Genomic DNA, 24,408 nt, shown 5'->3' with positions numbered 1-24,408 from the left:
CTAAACAAATGGTAGAAAACGAAACTTGGAAATATATTCTCATTAACGGAAAGTTCAAAAAACTTGAAGTCAAGAATCCAACCTTTACAAAAGGTGTTTTAACTTCTATTGAAGGACTAAAACCCTTTGACAAGAAGGATAAAGACGACAAACCTATTGAACCAACTGTTCACGATGCCAACGAAATAAAAAGGAGAATATATTTTGAGTTTTTCAAAAAACCATTCAAAAACTTGTTGGTGTTATCGGGTGCAGGTTCGTCTATGGACGTTGGAGGGCTTTCAATGGGGCAGCTATGGGAAAAGGCAGAAGAAAAATACAAAACGGACAAGGCAGACGGTTTTAAAATTATTCAGGAAGCAGTAAATTACAATTTAGGCAAAAACGATTTGGAAGCATTACTTTCCCAAATTGACGGATATGCTAAGTTTTCAGGCGACAAAGAAATTGATTTAGTCGGTGGAAAGAAAAAATTATCGGCAATAAAAGATGAACTTTTTGAGTTGATCAAAACACATTGCACAATCAAAAAGCCAGAAGACAATTTTCCACACAAAGCATTTCTCGAAAAACTGCTGCAACGAAAACAAACAAGTCCGAGAGTTAGAATATTTACATTGAATTATGACCTTCTGTTTGAATACGCAGCAACAGAAGTAAATGCAATAGTTATTGACGGTTTTTCTTTTACAGTTCCGAGAACATTTAGCGGTAGATTTTTTGATTACGACATTGTTCAAAGAGAAGGAAGCAAATTACAAGAAGAAGATAATTTTATTCAAAGAGTTTTTCATCTGCATAAATTACACGGCTCACTTAATTGGGAAAGAACGGATAGCGATAAAAAAGTGAGAATAAAAGACTATCCCGAAAAGCCTTTAATGGTTTATCCCCGTGAAGCTAAATATGAAGATTCTTACGAACAACCTTTCTTTGAGATGATGGCAAGGTTTCAGCGTAATTTAAGATTGAATAATGACACAATGCTGATATGTGTCGGTTATAGCTTCAATGATAAACATATAAACGCTGCTATTGAAGAAGCCTTAAACCAAAATCCGGGTTTCAGACTTGCGGTTATTGACCCGGGAATTGACAACGACAATGTTTCTACTGCAATGACTACAATTAAAAAAGAAGCGTTGGAATCAGAAAGAATATTAATGGTGTCTGAAACATTTACAGATTTTGCGAAACACTTCCCTGAAATAAAAACATACGAAAGTGTCGTAGTTGAGGCAATACGTTTACAAAATGAGCAGTCAAAAGATTAACCCATTCAGACACGAATATTTTCTTGGTTATATCAACCAAGTGTTCCCGCAATTTGTAAGGGTGCATTTTCCTTCTTCCATTTTGCTAAACGGTTTTACGCACTTCGGAAAGGAATTTAATGGAGGATTGGTTGGAAATTTTGTTGTAATTGAGAGCGAGAAATACGGATTTCTTGGACGTATTACAGAACTTTCATTACCTGAATCAGAAAGATTATCACTAAATGAAAAAGCATTTCAAACAAGTGATTTTCACCCGACAGGAAAAATTGAAATTCTTTTATCGTTTGACCTTTACGACCCTTTTACAGTAAAAAAGGGATTAACAGCATATCCAAATATCGGAGCAAAAGTATTTGTTAGTTCGGGAGAACTTGTGCAAGAGTATATGTCAAGATTTGGTGTAAAGAATGGTGAAAGCATACAATCAATTGACATAGGAAATTTGGTTTCCAATCCCGACACAAAAGTAAAAGTCAATATTCAATCAGTATTTGGTCGTCATTGTGCTGTTGTAGGAACAACAGGCGGTGGGAAAAGTTATACTGTAAGCAAGTTGATAGAATCATTGATTGTTACAGGCAATAAAACAATATTGATAGATGCAACAGGCGAATACATTGGTAATTACGACAAAGTAAAAAGTATTGATATTGGCAATGGAGAAAATATATTTCATTACTCTCAACTTACTGTTGATGATATGTTTTTCTTATTAAAACCGTCACCAAGAACACAAACACCTAAGCTAATGGAAGCGATTAGGTCTTTGAAAATGGTAAAAATAGCAGGAAATGTAACTCAACTTGAATACAATGGAGAAATGATTCCAATTGATAGTGGATTACTAAAAAAGAATGGAAGACCTAAGAAACCTTATGATGTATTTTATTACCGAAATATTTCGGTAATTGAAAATGGTATGGCGGATTTTGACTTTACAAAATTAGCACGTCAAATAAGTGAAGAATGTATTTTTGACAATGGAACAGCTTGGGGAAACGTAGCAACTACTGACGTTTCATATTGTGTTAGCTTAATTTCAAGGGTTACAAACCTTTCCAACACACCTGAATTAAATCAAATATTCGGATTTCAACAAGAGAAAAAAGAAAACGATTTGACTGATGTTATCAATCAATTCATATCCGAAGAAAACACATCAGACAACTTACTACGGTTAAATTTAGAAAACGTAAAATACGATTTTCAAGTTAGGGAAACATTAGTCAATGCTATTGGCAAATTTTTATTAACAAAAGCAAGAAATGGCGTGTTCAAAAATTCGCCTGTTGTAGTATTCATTGACGAAGCACATCAGTTTCTAAACAAATCCATTAAAGATGAATATTTTGATAGTAAACCCTTAGATGCTTTTGATTCCATTGCAAAAGAATGTAGAAAGCACGGACTTTTCCTTTGTATTGCAACACAAATGCCACGAGATATACCACACGGAACACTTAGCCAAATGGGAACTTTCATTGTTCATAGGCTTATTAATCATAACGATAAAGAGGCAATCAGCAATGCTTGTAGTTCGGCAAACAAAAATACATTGGAATTTCTCCCAATACTCGGTGAAGGAGAAGCCGTATTGACAGGTGTAGATTTTCCAATGCCAATAATTATGAAGTTTGACCTACCGAATAATGAGCCTAATTCAAAAACACCAAACTTGAAATCATTATGAACAAAACACCAGCCGCTAACAGCCGTTTGCCGCAATGGGGGCTGACGTGGTTAATTCAAGTGCAGTGCTTCTATCAACATTTGTGCTTAGTTGACAGTGAAGTGCTCCGAAATCCCCCACTGCGGCAAGCGGCAAACCGTTGTGTGAAATTTTTTACAACCTACCAAACAATGACATTTACCAATTCAGCAGAGTTCTTGAGTTATTTACAGACAGTTTGGGAAAATGAAGCAAGCATTATTTTTGACAATGAGCAGGAAAAATGGAGTGAAGATTTTTTTCAAATCTCTAAAGACAGACTAAAGAGTATCGACCCAACAAAAGTTTCGCCAGGGCATAAAAAAAATCATTATGACGAACTTATAAATTCATATGTTGCTGAACTTGGAGTGGGACTGACTCAGGAGCAGAATGAGCATCTCAAAAATAAAATATCAATAGGTAGCGTAAACACAAATGATATTAATGCAGTCTGCACTACTGACAAAAAAGGCAATTATGCAGTAGTTGTAAACTCCAGTCTTTTTACTTATTTACACAAATATGGCAAACTCTTGACGGCACTTGCTAATCCTTCTTCTGTTATCTATTGCAATAGAAAACCTGCTGGTGAATTAACAAAAGAAGACATTTTAGAATACATAGATATTTTGCCTAAGATTTACTTTGAGATGGACAAAGTAATGGGTCCAATGATTCATTTAGACGAACAAAATACAATTGTGCATATGTTGATTTTGGAAATGGCAGAAAAATTCATCATTGGGCATGAGCTTGGACATTATTTTAAAGGACATTTAGACAATTCTTCAAATACGGAGTTGTTCTTAAGTCAGTTTGAAAAGCTGAAAAATGATAATCATGCTATTGAACATGAGGCAGACGACTTTAGCTTTGAACTATTACATAAGTGTAAGAATAATTCAAACCCTGAAGACTTCAATCAAATGATGATTAATGCGGGTATTAGTTTGACTTTTAACGGACTCAATTCATTAAACCCGTTCGCATCTGAAACCCATCCTGCCCCTATTGATAGAATGAATAGACTATTACCCAAAACTTCACACAACATTGGTATTGCCAATAGTGTGGCTGGACATTGAATCAATCAGCAGTAGTAATGTCTCGTCCTGAAACAGGTTGACTAAAAATCAACCATTTTATGGACTTAAAAGAACAGATTATTCAAGAGTATTTAACCCAGAGTTGCGGCTTCAGAGCCCTCGCTGCCAAGTATGGCATCTGGAACCCCAACGTTCGTATATAGGTCATCCTTCATCAAGAGATACAACACTTCAAAATACCCGACAGGAAGAGTTGTTTTATCGTCGGGTGTAATCACCGCCGGTGGCTATGTCTCTTCACTGGAGAAATACTTTTTTGCATAAATAGACAAGCTTTATCTTTCCTGAAATTTACCAACTGCACACCCTTTGACCATATTGTATCTTTTTTGGGAACTGCTGAGTATCGCCTGTCTGTTGCTGCTGCTGGTGGCCGCCTACAAAGCCGCCAGGCATATCAAAGAACAGTACGGACTGTTTGTGGCCCTGCTATTTGTGATAGGGTGTTTTGCGGTGAGCAACCGGAACGGTAGCGATGCTATTCGCAACAATAGCACTACTGTACACTTTGTCCATCCCGACAGCCTGCAAACCTATGCCGATGTTTCCCACAAAGTAATTCTCGAAGCCAGCCCCGTGGCCAGTTATGAACTGTACTTTGCGTACGCTACCAACAGGGACAATGGCATTCATGTACCCCTGAAAGCCTTTTCGTATACCAGCGGTTTTGAAAGCGGGATAGCCTGGCGGCCTGTCGACATTATGGTGCATACCAGTGCCGACAACAAAGCGTTTCAGTATCAGGTGTCGGGGGTAATGGAATGGCGACTGTTGGGTTTTAACATGTTTTCTCAATACAAACGTTATGCGGGCATGGCCAGCATTGAATGATCTGTGTTTCATGCGGCTGTGCAACTACAACAGCATTGAGGAGATATGGCGTGTGGAGCGTATAATTTTGATTCAATTACTATACAGTCCGTCAGGATTGAGTTTTTCAAGTAGTCGGCAATCCGGAAATTACAATATAGAAATCAAACGAGTTGTTTCGAAAACAGCACTTATATGAAAAAACAGGTTTTAATATTCTTGATGATTATCTCCCCTTTGTGGATGCTATCACAAAAAGCAGTAGTTGAACTAAAAGAAATGAGGATGGTAAGAAATAGTACTTCTGTTGAGATTAAAGAAGTAAGAAAAGTTGATACAACATTGGCATTACCACAGTTTCAAAAAATGATTGCAAACAATACGAAGATTGATTCATTGTTGATTCTTGGAAAGAAAGACACTTACATAGGCCCGGTACAGCGCAACGGATATAAGTCTCTTTACTTCATTCAGCATATCGACTCTGTTTATACTATGCGGGCTGGGCAAATCCTTTTAGATCCCATTCATTTTACAGAACAAGAAACTGATTCCATTGCCGCAAAGATTATAATCCAAATTAAAAATGGACACTCATTTGATGCCATGTGCAAAAAGTATTCCTTCAGTGATAATAGTCAATATGATTGTGATTTAGGTTGGTTCAAATCTGGCGAGATGGTACTTGAATTTGAGCAGGCAGTATTGGCTCATAAAAAGAATGATGTGTTTCAAGTAAAAACAATATTTGGCACGCACATCGTAAAAGTGCTAGAAGACGCCGTAGAGCAATCCCGAACGGTAACGATTTTTGAATTCAAGCTTACAGATTAGTTTCGCTTTGCTTACAATGTCATTGCAGGGGAAATCGGTCAGTTGCTTCCACTAACTTTTTATTTATCATCGGAAATCGTCACCCGCCGACGCTTACATAACAGCAATGACTCCGCAGTAGAATACACTTTAGCGGGATGAATAAAAGGTGGTAATACCAACAATACAAAATGTATAACCGGGTGTATTGTACTAATAAACAATACAAAAGGCCTAATTCATTAGTGTTGATTATCAATAATGTTGCGTTAGGCCTTTTTTGAAAACAGTATCATATATTTACGTGTTAGCGGTAACCGTATGAAGACAACAACCAACATATTGACATTTTTAATCTTACTGACTTTAATAGCATGTGGAGAGCCAAGACCTGACAGTAAAGGAATATCTAAGGTGACCGTAGCATTTTCAGGTTATGGTTGTGAAAGTGAGTGCCCTTTCCAAGTATTTAGTGTTGACAGTAGTTTGACCGCAACATTTTACGGTGGACAGTTTGCAGACAGAAAAGGCTGTTTTAAAGGGACAGTTTCACAAGCAACTTGGGACAGTATTCAGGTTCGTTTTGACAAATTTATTGTCAAGGGTATAGACACGACCCAATACCAAAAGACAGACCATCCAAATGTCGAATTTTTCATCCACGATGGTTTACGAAAGCATAGGACAAGATTCAATGAAAATACAGGTAAAATGACAAATGACGACTTAGACATTTTGTATTGGTTTGTAAGGATTGCATCAAGGACAGAATTGAAAACTACTGACAGCTTGACTTTTGAAACAACTTTACAATATGCAATGCCACCTAAAACACTAGACAAATGACAAGACGAGAAGAACGGCGTACCGCTAACACGGGTTTTGCGTTAGTGGGCAGACAGTGCGAATAGAAACATTTTAGCAATTAATAAACGTTGATGTAGGCAGACAGTTTTCGGTTTCAAAAGCCCACCAACGCAAAGCCCGAAACCGTTGGCCGACACTGCATGGAAACAGCATGAACTATGAAACAAAACAACATAAGCCCTAAAACATCAAGACCTCCATACCTACTAGGGCTGCTTGGTTTAATTCCGCTGGTTGGTTTTTTTGTTGGGCTCGGGCTACTCCTTTACGGCATTATTAAGTACAAAGACAAAGTCTTGATTGGTATCGGAATAGCATGCATGTTGTTTACACTCATTATTTATTCCTCACTATTCTATTTTGGTTTCAAATCTGACTTTGGTAAAAATGCATGGGCAAAACATTCGCAGGTTCAATTAAACTCATTAGTAAAGAACATTGAGTTCTTCAAGCTAGAAAATGGAAAATACCCAGACAGTTTAACCCAACTGCTGAACAAAAATGAATTTGTCATGATTGTAGATCCGTTGAAAGCGACCTCGGGCAACTCAGACATGTTTTTCAATTATGAAAATCTTGGCGACTCCTATTTGCTTTTTTCGGCAGGAATTGACGGATTACCTAATACCAAAGACGATATTTTCCCAGAAGTTTCGCCCAGTAAAAATATTGGATGGCGGCGGACTCACTAATGCAACATCAGCTAACAATTCCTGCTCTCCGCCTTTGTTGGTCGCTGACCAACAAAAAGTTGCATGGTTTACGACAAGTCAAAATAAAAAGGCGTGATGTTGGTCAGCGACCAACACCGGTAGCAATAATCGACCAACACCGGCGAGGGCTTCAAGCTGAAGCATTACATAATTAGCCACAAATTCTCAAACATTGGCAGAAACTAACATGAACAAACGACTACTTTTTTTATACTTTATCATAATCGCTTGTCATCAACCGGTACCCAAACCTGAAAGCCAATTTTCAAAGGATATCAAATCCTACCTAAGCAATAAGGACTACAACGTTGAGATTATTGATGAGACGGATAGTCATCAACCAGTAATGCGAGGTACGGGCAAATTAATAGTTAACCAAGATAACGGATTAATAACTTTTAAGGGTACGAGAAATCTCGAAGACTTTAACCACTTTCAAATTAATTTACATGACTCCACTTTTATGAGATTCTTTTTTATGAATCATTATTTGGATACAGTAAACATGATTGCACCAAATACCGAAATAAAGGAAGACTGCTTTGGTTATGCTTTTGGTTTTAACAACACAGGAGGCATTTCGGATATTCCTGAGTTTAGACAGTTTTTTAGTAAAGAGAATATATCGGGCCAACAGTACTTGTACATAATTGCGCAAACCGCTATGACCCATAGAACTATCATACGACAAGTTGAGCGGGTAGCAGAAGAAGGAAAGATAATAACCGATATAAATAGAACTTTCATTTTGACACCGACCGTTTTTCGCTAACAATAGGTTTTCCTTACCAGCAACGTCTCCCGCAGGCGACGTTGCTGGTAAAACCAAAGCCTCGCTTTCTTCCCCCAAGTTCCTGCACCTTTGCGGCATACACATGGCCGGCATTTATTTTCACATACCGTTTTGCAGCAAGGCTTGTCACTACTGCAATTTTCACTTTTCTACCTCGCTGCACCGCAGGCCCGAGGTATTGCAGGCCATGCTGCAGCAGTTGCAACAGCGCCAGCTGCCAACGGGCGTTGCCTTGCCCACGCATATCAGCAGCATCTACTTTGGCGGCGGTACGCCCAGCCTGCTGAGTGCCGCTGAGCTGGGGCAATTACTGGTGGCCGTGCGGCAACAGTTTGCCGTAAGTACCGATGCCGAAATTACCCTCGAAGCCAACCCCGATGATATTGATGCCGCCCGGCTGGAGCAGTGGCTGGCGCTGGGCATCAACCGCCTGAGCATGGGGGTGCAAAGTTTTCACGACGACGACCTGCGCTGGATGAACCGTGCCCACCGGGCCAGCCAATCGCTGGCGGCCATACACGCCGCTAGAGCAGCAGGTTTTCACAACTTCAGCATCGATCTTATTTATGGGGTACCCGGCATGAGCATGGAGCGCTGGCAGCACAATGTGGAGCAGGCCATGGCACTGCAGGTGCCGCACCTGAGCTGCTATGCGCTTACGGTGGAAGAGAAAACCGCCCTGCATCATTTTGTACAAAAAGGCAAAGTGGCCCCCATGGACGATGCCCTGCAGGCCCGCCATTTTGAGGCCCTCATGCAATGGACCGCAGCACAGGGCTACGAGCATTACGAAATATCGAATTATGCCCTGCCGGGCAAGCGCAGCCGCCACAACAGCAGCTACTGGCAGGGCCAGCCCTACTGGGGCATCGGCCCCTCTGCCCACTCCTTCGATGGGCAGCATACCCGCTGGTGGAACATCGCCAACAACAGCGAATACATCCGCCTGCTGCAAGCCGGTGCGCCTGCCTACGAAGTGGAAGTGCTGAGCCCGGTACAACGCATGAACGAAACCATCATGACGCTGTTGCGCACCAGCGAGGGTTTGCCGGTAAACCTCGAGGCACAACAGATGGGCGGCTATACTTACCCCGCTACGCAGTGGGCTTCGGCGCAAGATTACCTGCATGAATTTATGCAAAACGGTTGGGTAACCTTACAGCGCCACCTGCTGCAGCTCACCAACAGCGGCAAGCTCTACGCCGATCATATTGCGTCGGCGTTGTTTGCGAGTGAGGATTAAGATGAATGTGTTGTGTAATTGTTGCGACTAAAAAAATTACAGCTTATCTTCTTTTGCATGCCCCAACAATCAAAGCGGTTGTATTAGCAGCATTGTTACTTTCTTTTTCTTGAAAAAAGAAAGTAACCAAAGAAAATTCAAGGCAAACCCGATGGCTCCGCCCGTTTTGCCAGGCCAACGCCTCCCCCTGTGTGGCAGTATGATAAAATGTTGGCTGGTGGGAGTCACTCTTTACATACGGTTGCATAAAAGCAAAGCGGTTGCAGGCAGTCTGTTGCCGGGTTGGGGCATGGCGTTGTTGGATTGGAGTGTTGCTGTGAATATGTATGAATCGTGAAATCCGAATCTTGATTCGCTTTTTAATCTCCTGATTTTCTCAGCAACTATCAAACAGATTGTTTGCTGAATTTGCGCCACGCATAGTGTATGGCCTTGGCCAATAAGATAAGGCCGAGTGCTGCAAGGCTGGCGTAATCGCCCAATATGGAAAATGATAGAGGCATGGTTGTACAACAAGGTACGAATTGCTGTTGCAGTGTAGGTATAGCAAAACGTTAAGCCCCAGTGGTGGCTTGATGAGCGGTAAGTATGGCAGCCTTCGTTGCTTTTAAATACCCAATTCAAGAAAGGCATTTGTACCTTTTTGCTTGCCCAAAAAGGTACCCAAAAAAGGCCCCCGAGATTTATTACACCCAAATCTCGGGTGGGTACCCTGATGTAGCAATGGTGCTACTGTAGTGCCCAGCTATAACACCCTGATGTCGTGCTTCTGAAAGTAGGTTGCCTGATATATTGAGCTTCTCTTTTTGCGCAAAAGAATGCCTCACTGCAACACCTGCTCAATGGCGGCGAAGCCTTCGGCGGCAGGCAGTCCTTCCCACAAAATACGGTAGATGGTAGTGGCAATGGGCATGTGCGCCAGCACGGTTTGGTTGGTAAAATACAGGCCGCGGCTGGCAGGGTATCCTTCGGCCACCATGTTCATTTCGAGCTGCGCCACTTTTACGCTGTAGCCCTTGCCAATCATGTTGCCAAACGTACGGTTGCGGCTGTACAGCGAGTAGCAGGTTACCAACAAATCGCCGAGGTACACGCTGCTGGAGTAGTTGATTTTACCGGCATCAGGTGCTTGTTTCAGCTCCATCACTTTGCGGATAAAATGCACCAATTCATCAGCGGCATTGGCGATGTACACACTCAAAAAGTTATCGCCATACTCCAGGCCATGGGCAATGCCGGCACCGACGGCGTAAATGTTTTTGAGCGTAGCGGCATATTGCGTACCCCAGATGTCGTGGTTCACCACGGTGTTGAGGTAGTCGGTTTTGAACATGGCTGCAATGGCTGTGGCAGCAGGCACATCTTCACCGCTAAACGTAAGGTACGACAGTTTTTCAGCCGCTACTTCTTCGGCATGGCAGGGGCCCATGATGGTGAAATAATGTTCGGTGGGCAGCGCAAATTTTTCGTGCAGCCACTCATTGAGCAGCTGAAATTTTTCGGTGGGTAAAATGCCTTTGACGGCAGAGATGACCCGCTTGCCTTCGAACGCTGTAGCTGGTAAATACTGAAATGTTTCCAGTACGTAAGAGCTCGGCACACAGATTAAAACGGTATCGCAGGCGGCAATGGTAGCGGCCGCATCGGTGCTGAGTGTGAGCAATTCCGGATTGAAATACACACTGCTGAGGTAATGCGGATTGTGGCGGCGTTTTTGCAAATGCGCAATACTCGTTTCGCTGCGCAGGCACCAGTGAATGGCATGTCCGTTGTCTGTCAGCAATTTGGCCAGTGCGGTAGCCCAGCTGCCGCCGCCAATAATTCCCATCTGCATATTCCTCACTTTGCTGCAAAGAAAACAAGGATTGATGTCTGATGTATGATTTCTGATGGCTGATTTCTGATTTGAGTTACAATAAGTGTTTTCGCAACGAGGCATGGAGGGTTATTTGCCTTCGGCAAATGAGTGTATGTTTCGCACAGAGATTTGGAGGGCACAGAGGGTTTGCTTGTAGCTTTCGGCCTTTAGCTTTTTGCGTCGGAGGTTTTTGTCGCACAGAGGGCACAGAGCTATCAGAGGATTTAGCTTTTGGCCTTCGGCCTTCAGCTTTAAGCCTTGTATTTTTTGTTTCCGTGAAAATCCGTGTCCCATCAAAAATCCGCGTCCTATCTCAATTTCCCACTCGTACATTTACGGCATGAACTATGTAAGCATACACGAGGGCCGCGTTACGCTGTCTGCCGAAGGCACAACCGCCGAAATTTGGCCGGCACATGGCGCCCTGCTCAACCGCTGGACACAGCATGTAAACGGCAGCACCATCGAACTGATTGATGGCTACGACAGCCCCGAAGATTTTGTGGCCCATGCCGAAGCCAAAGGTTTCAGGAGTTGCAAGTTGTCGCCTTATGTATGCCGGCTCAACCAGCAGTTGTACGAATACGAAGGCACTCAATACAAAATTGGCAAGTTCATCCTCAACGATGCAGCTTTGCATGGCTTGCTGTACAATGTGCCCTTTGAGATACTGCACCACGAAGCCACAGACGATCCGGCCATGGCTATTTTGCAGCACCGCTACAACGCTACAGATGCAGGCTATCCTTTCCCGTTCGACATGACGGTTACATACACCCTGCAGTCAGGAAAAATTGCCATCAACACAGAAGTAACCAACCGCCACAGCAGCACTATACCACTGGCTGATGGCTGGCATCCGTATTTTAAATTGGGCAATAGTGTAAATGATTTGCACTTGCAAATAGCCACCGATACGATACTCGAATTTGATGCTGCCTTGATTCCTACCGGTGTGCTCAAACCCGATCAGCGCTTTACCGATGGCGCCATGCTGGCAAATACCGAACTCGACAATTGCTTTTTGCTCACCCGCAGCAGCCAGGAGCCGGCATGCGTATTGCAAGACCCACACAGTGGTAACGCCATTTGCATTTATGCCAATGAAAATTACCCGTACTTACAGGTGTACACGCCACCGCACCGGCAAAGTATTGCTATTGAAAACCTGAGTGCTGCACCCGATGTATTCAACAACCGCATGGGCCTGATAGAGCTGGAGCCCGATGAAAGAATTGGCTTTAGCTGTTCGTACGAATTTGTGCAGCTTACTTAAGCAAACCTTACATACTGCCTTTGTACAAACCGCCTTCTATGGCAAAGGTTTGTCCGGTTACAAAACCACTGTGCGGGCTAAACAACCATGCCGCCAGTGAAGCAAATTCTGTAGCCGTACCCAAGCGGCCTACCGGTATCTGTTGTGCCATTGCCGCAGCGGCGTCTTCGCGGCTAATACCTGCTACAACTGCTTTTTTATCGAACAAGCGGTTCATGGCATCGGTGGCATGATAGCCCGGCGCCATGATGTTGATGGTGATGCCCTGCCCTGCTACTTCCTGCGATAATGTTTTGAGATAACCCACCACCGCCATGCGAATGGCATTGCTCAATACCAAATTTTCAACAGGCTGTTTTACGCTTACACTTTCGATGCTTACAATGCGGCCGTATTGTTGTGCCTGCATGGCAGGCAGCAAAGCTTTCAACAATGCAATTTTCCAACGCAGCACAGATGCATAAGCGTTATCCCAATCGGGCAGTGTGGCTTCGAGTGCCGACATGGCCGGCGGGCCACCTGCATTGAGCAACATGCCATGCAACGGCTGTTGTATTGCTGTAGTAATTATTTGCAAACCTTCTTCCGAAGTCACATCGGCCACCACAGTTTTTACTTGCTTCGGATAGGCTGTTTGCAAGGCTTGTAGCTTGTCGGCTGAGCGGGCCACAGCAGTTACTTGCGCCCCTTCCTGCAACAAGGTTTCGGCGATGGCTTTGCCAAAACCACCCGAGGCTCCACATACCAAAAAGTGCTGCTGCGAAATCTGTAAATCCATATTGGCTGATTGTTCTGTATACAATGAAAGCTGCGAAAATACAAGCAACAATGCCCGCTGCTTACTCGATTTTGCAGGCGTGGCGGCTCACCAGTTTCCAACTGGCTTTGCGTTTTACATATACTTCGGTAAATGCCAATTGTATGGCGAAGGTTTTGCCCTGCATGTTGCCTTCAAACTGTCCTTTGCCGGTTACAATCACCATGCTTTCAAACTGGCGGGCCTGTACATCGGAAAAGTGTATTTTTTGATAGCGGAGTTTACCCGATTGCATGTCTGCAATTACTTCGGTAGCATTTTGCGTCCAGCCGTTGCTGTGCACATAGAGGCAGCGGGCATCGAGTATGTTGCGCAGACTGTCGTAGCGTTGGGCTATCAGCCATTTGTTTTTTTGCTGTGCTAAGTTGGCTACAAATTTTTCGGCAGGTGTTTGTTGAGCCAACAAAGTAGTGCAGAGGCCGAAAGCCATCAGTAAGAAAGTGAAACGCATGTTCATGGATAATGTGTTGTAGCATGAAAATACAGCATCCAATCATGCACTGCGGGTGCTACCGTATTGCAGTTACAAAATAATACCGCCCTTTACAGACAACTCGGGGTTGAGAAAGGGTGGTTTGTACGAAAGCGGACCTGCCGCTACGGCCTTGGCTCCAGCTATACGCATACTCATGCCTGCCCATGGCGAAATATAGAACCGCTTGCCCAAACGCCAGTGATAGCCCATGCTGCCATTGGCCAGCCACAAGTTGAATTGTCCGGTAGATTGATTTGCATCAGTCCGTAGTTCGTTGTTCCAATACACCAAACCAGCGCCTACCCAAAAGCCTTGCCAGTTGGGCTTCCTGAAATAATCTACCAACACGGCTGCCGATTGAATTTTGTAAGCAGCAAAACCATCTGGCAATAAAAAAGAAGGTTTGTTCACAACTGCATACAGGCTTCTCAACCGCAGCTGTTTTTTGCCCACCCACCCTGCAGCAAAATAACCACCGGTAGCATAGGGCAATACATCCAGTTCAGCACCAGCCTGCCAATGACGGGAGGTTGAATCGATGGGCTGTGCCTGTGCCAATGAAGAATTGCTGCAGCACATGCTGCAGGTAATGATTGAGATGCTGTATACAGCAATAGTCTGGAAGAGATTCATGCCGCCAAACTATTGTTTTCAGCAGGCTGGTCTTATGACATTCATCATTGGCCCTACTGCTTTGCAGTAAAGCCTTTGGGAATGAAGAGATCGGCTTTGTCGTACATGTTGAGATAGAGATAGCTGGTGTCTGTAGCTCCTTCCCAGTATACTTTGTAGCGATCGAGCAGGCCGGTACCCATGGGACTATTGGGTGTGGTAAAACCGCAGCAACTGCCCATGCGGGTGTAATGCACTAGTTGGCCTTCGGGGCCCAGCAATGCATTTAAAAAGCGGCGTTCGTTGAGGGGGCCTTCTCCAAAACCACCGCCTACTTTCACCGGAAAATCTTTACTGAAAGCATACCGTTCATCGGCACTGGCCGTAGCAAGCAGGTATGTGTTGTTGTTCAACATAGTGACTGCTACTGTGCGGCTATCGCCGGAGGTACTGGCCGTGGCCGTTGTGGCTGACTTTCGTTTTGCGGCACATCCGGTGAGGACTGCGGCCATTAGCATCAAAGCAATGACTCTCATAATGTTTTGTTTAGGTTGCATCAATGTATATACGTGCTAGTGCTATTTCAGGTATTCGCTCAGCTTGCCTTCGTCGGCCGCCTTGATCATTTTTTTGAATTCGGCGTTGGGTCGGATGCGGTTCTCCGGATTTTTGGCATAAGCCACCACTTGTTTACAGGCTTCGAGTGTAACCAGTTTCGGATCGGCTTTGGGCGCATTGTTGGATACAGCATAATATACCATGCCAGCCAAAAACAGGGCCATCCAATCATCGTTGTCTTTGGCAAATCGCATGGCTTTTGCATCAATGGTAAAAGAATAATCGGGTGAGCCGGTCATCCATTCAATGACATAGCGGGTAGCACTGCCCCGCAGTTTGTCTTCTTTGTCGATGGGGTGGGTGAGCAAATAAGCAGCGGCCTGCCAGGCAGCCCGGTTGGCGGTGGCGTTGTAATCTTCTTTTACTTGCAAGCGAATGGCGTCCCAATCGGGCAGGTCGTTTTGAGCTTGCGCCAAAAAGCTGGTGAGTGCCAGACTCATCATCAACAGGATTTTCTTCATCGGTCAGGTATTTATGCTGTTAAGTTAGTTAAATAGACCATTGCACCTACATTACAAGAGTTATTTTCTACGCCAATGGTTGTAATGCTAAGATGAAAATCTTACCTGTTTCCACAGCAGGTAAAAAAACAGCAGGCAATTGGGCAGCAAGCTTATTGTGCTTCGCTGTATTGCTGCAGGAGTTGTTGCATACCTGCCGCATCAAAAAGAAGTCCTTTTGCGTAAGCCTTTCTACAATAGCCGGGTGGGCAGCAAACATTTTGACGAAGGCTTTCTCACTTCTGCGGGCCGCAAATTTGGGACTATACATAGCTACGCCCTGCACGGCCTGCACAGGGCCTTTGTCTTTGAGTACAAAAAAAGTATTGTAGCTCTCTTTGGCGGCAGTTTTCGAGGAGAGTATTTCCCAGCTGTCTCTGTACAAACAGGTGTGCAGCACCTTTGGGGTTTCGTACAAAATCCGCATCAGAAAACTCATGTGCCCCATTTGCTGAAAGACCAGTTTGCCACCTTCTTTCAGTTGAATGTAGCGAATGCTATCGGCCAGTTGCAACCGCATCACGGAGCTGCCTTTCAGCACGGCTGTGGTATCATTGGGTAAGCTGGAAACAAACGCCAGTTCATTGATGTAGCCGTTGTCGGCGTTGGCATTACCGGCAATTGAGATAAAACCCACCCAGGAAGAATCGCCTGCAAAAAACAGTTGGGCGGGTTGAAAAGATTGTACAGGAAATCGATGGCTGCTGTAAAAGCCATGCCGGCCACCCAGTTGTGCGCCTGCCTGCGAGACGATTAACATCAGCAATGTGGTCATCCACAAACAAGCGGTTTTTCTACAGTTCATATACAAATGATGGTTGCGGAGCAATGGTAAACAGGCATGCAAGATGCAGTAGAAAAAGATTCTTTCAGCCAGCATTTGTATAGATCTCTTGCCGCCATACGCCTAATGGCCCATTGTGGGGCTGTTGGCAATCCCGTTTCTTTATAGCTACTATCTCTTCCCTTTTCCCATGAAAAAAATAATTACCATTCTATGCTTTTTGTATTGCAGCAACTTGTTGGCGCAGCCAGTGGGTATCAACACCACAAAGCCTGATGCCAGTGCTGCATTGGACATTGAAGACAACAGCCGGGGATTGCTAATGCCCCGCATGACCAGCACACAACGTAAAAACATACTCAATGCCGCTACTGGTTTGATGGTGTTTGATACAGACACGCAATCGTTTTGGCTCATGCAAAATACCGATTGGGTAGAGCTGGCCAACATGAACCAGTTTGTACGGTTGAAATCGGTGAATGGCAGCAGCACTTTTACCAGCAGTACTGTGGAAAAGCGCCGCTATGTGTGGGAGCTGAATGCGTCGCACCCAACAGGCAGCAGCATTGCTATCCCTGATAATATTATTACCGATGCCTGTGCCGATGAAGAAGGCTGTTTGGCGATTGTATCGATGAGCAGTTTTGATGCCAACAGTACAGGTGTATCTGTATTTGGCAGCTGCCGCATGAGCTACAATCCGGCCACCAAACGCTGGCGGGCATCGACAGATAATGGTACCAATAACGGCGGTATCGATGGCAACAATTCGATTGAACATGTGCTGGCGATATACGGCAACGTCTTTTTTCTGATGCTTCTTACAGCAGTGCTGTGGGCAGCGATGCCGCCACCGGTTTTCATTTCATGAAATGGGCCGCTTACCCTGCTACAACGGTGTGCCGATTGGTGATAGAAGATTGAAGTATCGGCTTTTAAGCAAAAAATCAGCCATGCAGGCTGATTAAAAAAGTTGTGGCCTCGCCAGGAATCCCTGCCTGACTGCGTCAAGCAGACAGGGAACCTGCATCCGGAGTTTCGGAAACAAAAAAACCAGCTGTGTAGCTGGCTTATTCTTGTGGCCTCGCCAGGAATCGAACCTGGATCTGGAGCTTCGGAAACTCTTATACTATCCATTGTACTACGAAGCCGTAGCGGGCTGCAAATGTGCAACAATTACGCTAAAGAGCCAACACCCCTTAGCTCAGCAGGCCGGGAGCGTTGGCTGCAAAGATTTTTACCGCAATGGCCAGCAATATTACCCCAAAAAACTTGCGGATGGCCAGCATGCCTGCGGGGCCCAACAGTTTGGTAATAAAATCGAGACTGTGCAGTACGAGGTAAATGAAAATGAGGTTGACCAGAATACCCAACAGTACCGGAATTTCATCGTAGTTGGCCCGCAATGAAATGATAGTGGTAAGCGTACCACTACCGGCAATCAGTGGAAAAGCAATGGGCACCACCGTACCCGACTTAGGGTCGCCATCGCTTTTGAAAAACTCGTGGCCCAAAACCATTTCCAGCCCGAGGATAAAAATGACAATGGAACCGCCTACGGCAAAAGATTTTACATCTATACCCAACAATTGTAAAAATGGCTCTCCTACAAACAAAAACAGGATCATGAGGCCGCCGGAAATCAGTGTGGCTTTGAGCTCGTTGATGCCCCCCATTTTTTGCTTAAGCGAAGCCAGCAGCGGCACAGAACCGATGATATCAATGACCGCAAAGAGAGTAAACGTAATGGTGAGTACGGCACTTATATCCATATGAAACGCTGGTTATGTCAGTTTGAAAAAATAAAAAAACCTGTGAGGCCTTGAAACCTCACAGGTTGCAAACTTCTATCATTTACCCTTAGAGGCGGTTTAAGATTTCTTCACCAATGGTATCGGTGCCGAGCAACTTGTCGGCAGGCGTATCGGCGTTGGCAATGTCGCGGGTACGGAAGCCGGCTTTGAGCACAGCATCTACGGCGTTAATCACATCCAGCGATTCCTGCTTCATGCCAAAGGAAATATCGAGCAGCAGTGCGGCAGATAACACAGAAGCCATGGGGTTGGCCAGGCCTTTGCCAGTGATGTCGTGGGCTGAGCCATGGATGGGTTCGTATACACCCGTGCCATCGCCTACAGAAGCAGAAGCCAGCATGCCCATAGAGCCTGCAATTTGCGAGGCTTCGTCGGTAAGGATATCGCCAAAGAGGTTGCCGGTTACCACCACATCAAAACGGCGGGGGTCTTTGATGAGCAGCATGGCGGCTGCATCTACAAACTGGTGTTCCAGTTCTACTTCAGGATAGTCTTTGGCCACTTCGAGTACCGTTTCCCGCCAAATGCGGCTGCTCTCCAGCACATTGGCCTTATCTACACTCATCAGTTTTTTACCACGGGTCATGGCTGCTTCAAAAGCCTTGCGGGCAATGCGTTCTACTTCGTACTTGTAGTAAATCATGGTATCGTAAGCGGCCTCGCCGTCTTCAATACGTTCCCGTTTGCCAAAGTATACATCACCAGTGAGCTCTCTGAAAAACAAGATATCGGCACCACGTAAAATTTCGGGTTTGATGCTGCTGGCATCGAGCAGTTCATCAAATAATTTGATGGGGCGAAGGTTGGCATATAAGCCCAGTTCCTTGCGCATTTTCAGCAGGCCTTGCTCGGGGCGTACCTTGGCCGAAGGATCATTGTCGTATTTGGGATGACCTACGGCACCAAACAACACCGCATCGCTGTTGCGCATGATTTCTAATGAATCGGCAGGCAACGGATCGCCGGTGGCTTCAATTGCTACGTGGCCAATCAGCGCTTCTTCGTAGGTAAATGTGTGGCCATATTTCGCCGCAATTTTTTCCAATACTTTTTTACCTACCGCCGTTACTTCTTTACCAATACCATCGCCGGGTACTACTGCTATGTGTTTTGTTGCCATTGCTGTTGTTGATGTTTGTGTTTGAATGTTCGGGAGTTCCACGGGTTCAAAAGTTCCAAAGTTGGTGAAGCGTTTTCAACCTGCGGCTCTACTTCCTTATTCTTTATTGCTTATTTATTATTCCTTATTTCCTTTTGCCTTCAGCTTATTCCCAAATCAAATTCAGCATTTTCTTCGTGGCTTTGATGGCAGAAACGGTTTGGTCGCTGTCGAGGCCACGGGTCTTAAATTCCTTTCCGTTATGCTCCCAGGAAATGATGGTTTCGCAGAGGGCATCGGTTTTTCCACCAGGCGGAATACGCACCGCATAATCGGTGAGCACAGCCAGCGGTAGTTTCTTTTTGATGTATACTTTTTTAATGGCGTTCATGAACGCATCGTACTGGCCATCACCCTGTGCATTTTCTTCAAACACTTCGTCGTTGAATACAATTTGTACAGTAGCAGATGGCTTGAGGCCCTTGCTATGGGTGAGCACATAGTTCTCTACTTTCACTTTTTCAATCACACTGGCACTGTCCAGCACATCGCTGATGATGTAAGGCAGATCAGCCTGAGTAACGGTTTCCTTACGGTCGCCCAGTTCGATGATGCGTTGTGTTACCCGCTTCAAATCTTCGTCGGCCAATTGAATGCCCAGCTGCGCCAGGTTGTTTTCAATATTGGCTTTGCCCGAAGTTTTGCCGAGTGCATATTTCCGTTTGCGGCCAAATCGCTCCGGCAGCAAATCGTTGAAGTACAGATTGTTTTTCTTATCGCCATCGGCATGTATACCCGCTGTTTGGGTAAATACGTTTTCGCCCACAATGGGTTTGTTGGGCCCTACCCTAAATCCGGAGAAGGTTTCAACGAGTTTGCTCACCGAGTACAATGATTTTTCAACCACAGCTGTTTCTACGGTGGGCACATAATCATTCAACACGGCTATCACACTGGCCAGTGGGGCATTTCCTGCCCGTTCGCCCATGCCATTTACCGTGAGGTGCAGGCCATCTACGCCAGCTTTAATGGCTTCGAGGGCATTGGCTACGCCGAGGTCGTAATCATTATGCCCATGAAAATCGAAATGGATACCGGGGTAGCGTTGCACAATAGCGCTGAGGTAGTCGTAGGTTTCCGAAGGAATGAGTACGCCCAACGTATCGGGCAGCAAAATCCGTTTTACCGGTTGTGTCGCTAAGAAGTCGAGGTAGCTGTACACATAGTCCGGACTGTTGCGCATGCCGTTGCTCCAGTCTTCGAGGTACACATTGGCGGTGATGCCCCGCTTGGCGGCCAAAGCCAGCACTTCGCCTACTTCCTGAAAATGCTGCGCCGGTGTTTTTTTCAACTGGTGTTGCAAATGGTTGAGCGACCCCTTGGTGAGCAGGTTCATCACTTTAGCGCCGGCTTCTTCCATCCATTTGATAGATACATCGCCATCCACAAACGTGAGCACTTCAATGCGGTCGAGCAGGCCATTAGCAGCTGCCCAGCCCGTTATTTTTTCACGGCTTCCAGTTCGCCTTCCGATACCCGTGCAGAAGCAATTTCCACACGGTCCACTTTTACTTCGCCCAGCAAGAGCTGCGCAATGGTCAGCTTTTCGGATGGAGAGAAAGAGACGCCGTTGGTTTGTTCACCATCGCGGAGCGTGGTGTCCATGATTTCGATATGCTTCTTCATGCCGTGGGTTGTAAGTGCTGTTAATACAGCGATTGGGCAGCAAATGCCTTGATGTCTTCTTTAGCTGATTGCAGGTAATCGATGTCATCGAAACCGTTCATCATGTTGTGTTTTTTGTAGCCATTGATGTCGAACGATTCTTGTTCGCCCGTAGCTACAATCGTTACTTTTTGCTCTGGCAGGTCTACTTTGATTTCCGTTTTCGGATCGGCTTCAATGGCTTTGAAAATCTTGTCGAGAAATTCGGCACTCACCGTCACGGGCAAAATGCCAATGTTGAGTGAGTTGCCTTTGAAAATATCGGCGAAGAAGCTGCTGATAACGCAACGGAAACCATAGTCGTAAATGGCCCAGGCGGCGTGTTCGCGGCTGCTGCCACTACCAAAGTTTTTGCCCGCTACCAGTATTTTACCACTGTAGATGGGATTGTTGAGCACAAAGTCTTGCTTGGGCGAATCGTCGTTGTTGTATCGCCAGTCGCGAAACAAGTTGTCGCCAAAACCTTTGCGTTCGGTGGCTTTCAAAAAACGGGCAGGAATGATTTGGTCGGTGTCTACGTTTTCAATAGGCAGGGGTACTGCTGATGATTGAAGCACGGTGAATTTATCGTAAGCCATAAAGAATTTCGGATGTCTGATTTGTGATGTCTGATTTTTTTACCACAGAGGTGAAGGAGGTCCGCACAGAGGCACACGGAGATTTTGCCTTTAGCCTTTTGCTTTCGGCTTTCAGCCTTACAGCAATTCCCTCGGGTCGGTTACTACGCCGGTTACGGCAGCGGCAGCAGCTACCAGCGGACTGGCGAGCAGCGTACGGGCACCGGGGCCCTGGCGACCTTCGAAGTTGCGGTTGCTGGTACTGACGGCATATTTACCGGCAGGTATCTTATCGTCGTTCATGGCCAGGCAAGCAGAGCAGCCGGGCTGACGCAGCTGAAAGCCTGCTTCAGTCAAAATATCGTAAATGCCTTCTTCCCGAATCTGCGCTTCTACAATGTGCGAACCAGGCACAATCCATGCGGTTACATGATCGGCTTTTTTACGGCCCTTAACCACCGAAGCGAAGGCCCGGAAATCTTCAATGCGGCCGTTGGTACAGCTGCCTACAAACACATAATCTACTTTTTTGCCCATCATGGCTTCGCCTTGCTGAAATCCCATGTATGCCATCGATTTATCGAAGCTGGCCTGACCACTGCCAATGGCTTCGGCGGTAGGAATGCTTTGGCTGATGCCAATGCCCATGCCCGGGTTGGTGCCGTAGGTAATCATGGGTTCGATATTGGCCGCATCAAACTGATATTCTTTGTCGAAGCTGGCGCCGGCATCGGTTTTCAGCGTTTTCCAGTAGGCCATCGCCTTGTCCCAGGCTTCGCCTTTGGGGGCTTTTTTCGCGGCCCTGTATGTAGTTGAAAGTGGTTTCATCGGGAGCAACCATACCGCCACGGGCGCCCATTTCGATGCTCATGTTGCACACGGTCATGCGGCCTTCCATCGTCATGTTTTCAAACACATCGCCGGCAAATTCTACAAAGTATCCGGTGGCACCGGCAGCGGTGAGCTGACTGATAATGTAGAGCACCACATCTTTGGGTACTACGCCTTTTTGCAGCTGTCCGTTGACGCTGATACGCATTTTCTTCGGCTTGGGCTGCATGATGCACTGCGAAGAGAGCACCATTTCTACCTCGGAAGTACCAATGCCAAACGCAATGGCACCAAAGGCGCCGTGGGTGGAAGTATGCGAGTCGCCACACACAATGCTCATGCCCGGCAGGGTAATGCCGTTTTCGGGACCTACCACGTGTACAATACCATTTTTAGGGTTGTTTAGGCCCCAGTGCGAAATGCCGTATTTGGCAGAGTTGGTTTCCAGGGCCTTGAGCTGGTTGGCACTCAGCGGATCTTGCACGGGCAAGTGCTGGTTGATGGTGGGTGTATTGTGGTCGGCGGTGGCAAAAGTGCGTTCGGGGTACAAAACGCCAATGCCGCGTTGTTCCAGTCCCAAAAAAGCAACGGGGCTGGTTACTTCATGAATAAAATGGCGGTCGATGAACAATACATCGGGGCCATCTTCAATTTTACGCACCACGTGGGCATCCCATACTTTGTCGAACAGCGTTGTAGCTTGATTACTCATTATGCGAACGGTTTGAATGATTCTTGATGTTTTTCCATTCTTCAGGAGATATTATTGAAAAAATATCAACCAATAAATCTCAATACTTAAAAACATCGAACGGCCGCAAATGTAGCCGTTTCACCCCCTTTGGCACAAATCGTTTTTACCCGCAGATTACGCTGGCTAACAGGGGAAAATGGTTGGTAGTTGGTGGTTGATGGATGGTAGTTGAGAGATGTTGGATGACAGATGTTAGATGTTAGTTCGGCGAGTCAAAACCGAATTATAACTACTTTTCTTTCCGTCTTCCGGTCTTTCATACTTGCCGCCCTTCGGCAAGCTCAGGGCTTCATCTTCTCTTCTTCCGGACTTTCTGACTTTCGGTCTTTCCGTCTTTCGGATTTTAACCTCACCCGTCCTCTCCATAGGAGAGGTGACGTAGAGTGGTGTGGTTGACTTTGGTTGCTCATCTACGGACTCAGGACTTCCCACTCCCGACTTACAGACTTTCCGACGTCGATGTTAGAGATGCTTCGCTTCACAGCTTCCCCCCTTCTACGGACTACTGACTACCACCACCCCCCGACTTTCGGACTTCCGGTCTATCGGACTTTTTTACACTTTTTTGACTACCATTATTTACTATTTGTAAAATATACTTTACATTTGGTAAATAAATCTTTACTCATGAAACAGCAACTGACTTTGCCCCACCGGTTCTTCTTCATTGGTTTGGGCCTCCTGGTTCCTTTTGCCATCCTCGGCTTTATGAACCTGTACAACGATTTTGAATTTGCCTGGCTCTCGTACAAGGGTACGGATCGGAATCTGTTTACCGGCAACCAGAACTTTACCGACGAAATTGCGCTGAGCGGTACCATCCTCGCCTTGCTCTTTATGAGCTTTGCCCGAACCAAAAAGGAAGATGAATTTATTCAGCAGCTACGGCTACGCTCCTGGCATTGGGCTATTCTGGCCAATTTCATTTTTACCATCATCGGTATTTGGGCGGTGTATGGCAGCGACTTTCTTTCGTTCATGATTCACAACATGCTGACGATTCTGATTTTCTTTTTGCTGCGCTTTTTATACCTGTTGTACAGCAACCGTTCTGCCAAAGACTAAACCCTACCACCATGCAAAACACCATTAAAGTACAACGAGCCATTCACAACATGACGCAGGCCGATTTGGCGGAAAAAATTGGCGTAAGCCGACAAACCATCAATGCCATGGAGCTGAACAAATACGTGCCCAGCACCGTGCTGGCGCTGAAAATTGCCCGCCTGTTTCAGGTTCCGGTAGAAACAGTGTTTCAGTTGGAAGAGGGAGATTGAGGAAAGGACGACAGACAACAGACTACGGACATTAGGACTTGCCAACTTTATTAACCTCTCCCGTCCTCTCCACAGGAG

General features: G+C 45.5%; 25 protein-coding genes, 1 tRNA gene and 1 pseudogene. 13 read left to right on the top strand and 14 right to left on the bottom strand.

The features are described 5' to 3' along the window. Positions 1-8 precede the first annotated feature (8 nt). The 9 genes from GLV81_RS02160 (at position 9) to hemW (ending at position 9,333) form a co-directional block, all read left to right on the top strand. Positions 9-1,274: an SIR2 family protein gene (locus tag GLV81_RS02160; protein WP_197428852.1), complete on the top strand. Its 1,266-nt coding sequence runs from the start codon at positions 9-11 to the stop codon at positions 1,272-1,274. Continuing rightward, positions 1,255-2,967 (top strand): ATP-binding protein, encoded by a 1,713-nt coding sequence (locus GLV81_RS02155; protein ID WP_197428851.1) that lies wholly within the window; start codon positions 1,255-1,257, stop codon positions 2,965-2,967. Before GLV81_RS02160 ends, GLV81_RS02155 begins: the two co-directional genes overlap by 20 nt. Next, positions 2,964-4,073 (top strand): M48 family metalloprotease, encoded by a 1,110-nt coding sequence (locus GLV81_RS02150; protein ID WP_157476441.1) that lies wholly within the window; start codon positions 2,964-2,966, stop codon positions 4,071-4,073. The genes GLV81_RS02155 and GLV81_RS02150 overlap by 4 nt, the downstream gene beginning before the upstream one ends. A 330-nt stretch (positions 4,074-4,403) precedes the next feature. Further along, positions 4,404-4,925 carry a hypothetical protein gene (locus tag GLV81_RS02145; protein ID WP_157476439.1) on the top strand — a complete coding sequence of 174 codons (522 nt, stop codon included), beginning with the start codon at positions 4,404-4,406 and terminating at the stop codon, positions 4,923-4,925. A 174-nt stretch (positions 4,926-5,099) separates the two neighbouring features. Continuing rightward, entirely contained in the window at positions 5,100-5,738 is a 639-nt protein-coding gene (locus GLV81_RS02140) for a peptidylprolyl isomerase (protein ID WP_157476437.1), read from the top strand. Between the two features lie 300 nt (positions 5,739-6,038). After that, positions 6,039-6,563 carry a DUF6438 domain-containing protein gene (locus GLV81_RS02135; protein WP_197428850.1) on the top strand — a complete coding sequence of 175 codons (525 nt, stop codon included), beginning with the start codon at positions 6,039-6,041 and terminating at the stop codon, positions 6,561-6,563. 179 nt (positions 6,564-6,742) lie between these two features. After that, positions 6,743-7,276 (top strand): type II secretion system protein GspG, encoded by a 534-nt coding sequence (locus GLV81_RS02130; protein WP_157476433.1) that lies wholly within the window; start codon positions 6,743-6,745, stop codon positions 7,274-7,276. A 208-nt stretch (positions 7,277-7,484) separates the two neighbouring features. After that, entirely contained in the window at positions 7,485-8,069 is a 585-nt protein-coding gene (locus GLV81_RS02125) for a hypothetical protein (RefSeq protein ID WP_157476431.1), read from the top strand. Positions 8,070-8,172: 103 nt separating this feature from the next. Next, complete coding sequence (hemW, locus tag GLV81_RS02120) at positions 8,173-9,333, top strand: radical SAM family heme chaperone HemW (protein ID WP_157476429.1); 1,161 nt, start codon at positions 8,173-8,175, stop codon at positions 9,331-9,333. 823 nt (positions 9,334-10,156) lie between these two features. Here hemW and GLV81_RS02115 read toward each other — a convergent pair. Further along, entirely contained in the window at positions 10,157-11,167 is a 1,011-nt protein-coding gene (locus GLV81_RS02115) for an NAD(P)H-dependent glycerol-3-phosphate dehydrogenase (RefSeq protein ID WP_157476427.1), read from the bottom strand. A 364-nt stretch (positions 11,168-11,531) separates the two neighbouring features. On the opposite strand from GLV81_RS02115, the gene GLV81_RS02110 reads away from it, so the two are divergent. Next, positions 11,532-12,467, top strand: a complete 936-nt coding sequence (locus GLV81_RS02110) for an aldose 1-epimerase (RefSeq protein ID WP_157476425.1) — start codon at positions 11,532-11,534, stop codon at positions 12,465-12,467. Positions 12,468-12,474: 7 nt separating this feature from the next. Here the strand turns inward: GLV81_RS02110 and GLV81_RS02105 are convergent, their stop codons facing one another. From GLV81_RS02105 to GLV81_RS02080, 6 genes are all read right to left on the bottom strand, one after another. Then, complete coding sequence (locus GLV81_RS02105) at positions 12,475-13,245, bottom strand: SDR family oxidoreductase (protein ID WP_157476423.1); 771 nt, start codon at positions 13,243-13,245, stop codon at positions 12,475-12,477. Between the two features lie 61 nt (positions 13,246-13,306). Then, positions 13,307-13,741, bottom strand: coding sequence for a nuclear transport factor 2 family protein (locus tag GLV81_RS02100; RefSeq protein ID WP_157476421.1), 435 nt, complete (start codon positions 13,739-13,741; stop codon positions 13,307-13,309). A gap of 66 nt (positions 13,742-13,807) precedes the next feature. Continuing rightward, positions 13,808-14,392, bottom strand: coding sequence for a hypothetical protein (locus GLV81_RS02095; protein ID WP_157476419.1), 585 nt, complete (start codon positions 14,390-14,392; stop codon positions 13,808-13,810). Between the two features lie 53 nt (positions 14,393-14,445). Further along, the gene (locus GLV81_RS02090) at positions 14,446-14,907 is read right to left on the bottom strand and encodes a 2-dehydro-3-deoxyphosphooctonate aldolase (protein WP_157476417.1); all 462 of its coding nucleotides are present in this window, start codon (positions 14,905-14,907) and stop codon (positions 14,446-14,448) included. Between the two features lie 42 nt (positions 14,908-14,949). After that, a complete protein-coding gene (locus GLV81_RS02085) occupies positions 14,950-15,450 on the bottom strand; it encodes a hypothetical protein (protein WP_157476415.1) in 501 nt (166 codons plus the stop codon). Between the two features lie 67 nt (positions 15,451-15,517). Next, positions 15,518-16,294, bottom strand: a complete 777-nt coding sequence (locus GLV81_RS02080) for a hypothetical protein (protein ID WP_157476413.1) — start codon at positions 16,292-16,294, stop codon at positions 15,518-15,520. Positions 16,295-16,463: 169 nt separating this feature from the next. Here GLV81_RS02080 and GLV81_RS02075 point away from each other — a divergent pair, with 169 nt between their 5' ends. Further along, positions 16,464-17,144: a hypothetical protein gene (locus GLV81_RS02075; protein WP_157476411.1), complete on the top strand. Its 681-nt coding sequence runs from the start codon at positions 16,464-16,466 to the stop codon at positions 17,142-17,144. 208 nt (positions 17,145-17,352) lie between these two features. On the opposite strand, the gene GLV81_RS02070 is transcribed toward GLV81_RS02075, so the two are convergent. From GLV81_RS02070 to leuC, 7 genes and pseudogenes are all read right to left on the bottom strand, one after another. Continuing rightward, positions 17,353-17,424: transfer RNA gene (locus GLV81_RS02070), tRNA-Arg, on the bottom strand. A gap of 48 nt (positions 17,425-17,472) precedes the next feature. Further along, complete coding sequence (locus GLV81_RS02065; protein ID WP_157476409.1) at positions 17,473-18,045, bottom strand: MarC family protein; 573 nt, start codon at positions 18,043-18,045, stop codon at positions 17,473-17,475. An 88-nt stretch (positions 18,046-18,133) separates the two neighbouring features. Continuing rightward, positions 18,134-19,207 carry a 3-isopropylmalate dehydrogenase gene (leuB, locus tag GLV81_RS02060; RefSeq protein WP_157476407.1) on the bottom strand — a complete coding sequence of 358 codons (1,074 nt, stop codon included), beginning with the start codon at positions 19,205-19,207 and terminating at the stop codon, positions 18,134-18,136. A gap of 145 nt (positions 19,208-19,352) precedes the next feature. Continuing rightward, positions 19,353-20,645 carry a LeuA family protein gene (locus GLV81_RS20985; protein ID WP_281350763.1) on the bottom strand — a complete coding sequence of 431 codons (1,293 nt, stop codon included), beginning with the start codon at positions 20,643-20,645 and terminating at the stop codon, positions 19,353-19,355. Positions 20,646-20,686: 41 nt separating this feature from the next. After that, on the bottom strand, positions 20,687-20,872 hold the full coding sequence (locus GLV81_RS20980) for a hypothetical protein (RefSeq protein ID WP_281350762.1): 186 nt from the start codon (positions 20,870-20,872) through the stop codon (positions 20,687-20,689). Positions 20,873-20,892: 20 nt separating this feature from the next. Then, complete coding sequence (gene leuD, locus GLV81_RS02050) at positions 20,893-21,489, bottom strand: 3-isopropylmalate dehydratase small subunit (RefSeq protein WP_157476405.1); 597 nt, start codon at positions 21,487-21,489, stop codon at positions 20,893-20,895. A gap of 117 nt (positions 21,490-21,606) precedes the next feature. After that, positions 21,607-23,011 (bottom strand): annotated as a pseudogene (gene leuC / locus GLV81_RS02045) (3-isopropylmalate dehydratase large subunit). A 669-nt stretch (positions 23,012-23,680) separates the two neighbouring features. Between leuC and GLV81_RS02040 the strand changes: the two are divergent. Together GLV81_RS02040 and GLV81_RS02035 are read left to right on the top strand one after the other, a co-directional pair. Next, positions 23,681-24,118, top strand: a complete 438-nt coding sequence (locus tag GLV81_RS02040) for a hypothetical protein (RefSeq protein ID WP_157476403.1) — start codon at positions 23,681-23,683, stop codon at positions 24,116-24,118. Between the two features lie 11 nt (positions 24,119-24,129). After that, the gene (locus tag GLV81_RS02035) at positions 24,130-24,330 is read left to right on the top strand and encodes a helix-turn-helix transcriptional regulator (protein WP_157476401.1); all 201 of its coding nucleotides are present in this window, start codon (positions 24,130-24,132) and stop codon (positions 24,328-24,330) included. The last annotated feature ends 78 nt before the right edge of the window (positions 24,331-24,408 follow it).

The organism is Phnomibacter ginsenosidimutans (assembly GCF_009740285.1).
In the GTDB taxonomy this organism is placed as follows: domain Bacteria; phylum Bacteroidota; class Bacteroidia; order Chitinophagales; family Chitinophagaceae; genus Phnomibacter; species Phnomibacter ginsenosidimutans.
Note: the sequence above shows the minus strand (reverse complement) of the source record. Positions and strands in the feature narration are given on the sequence as shown.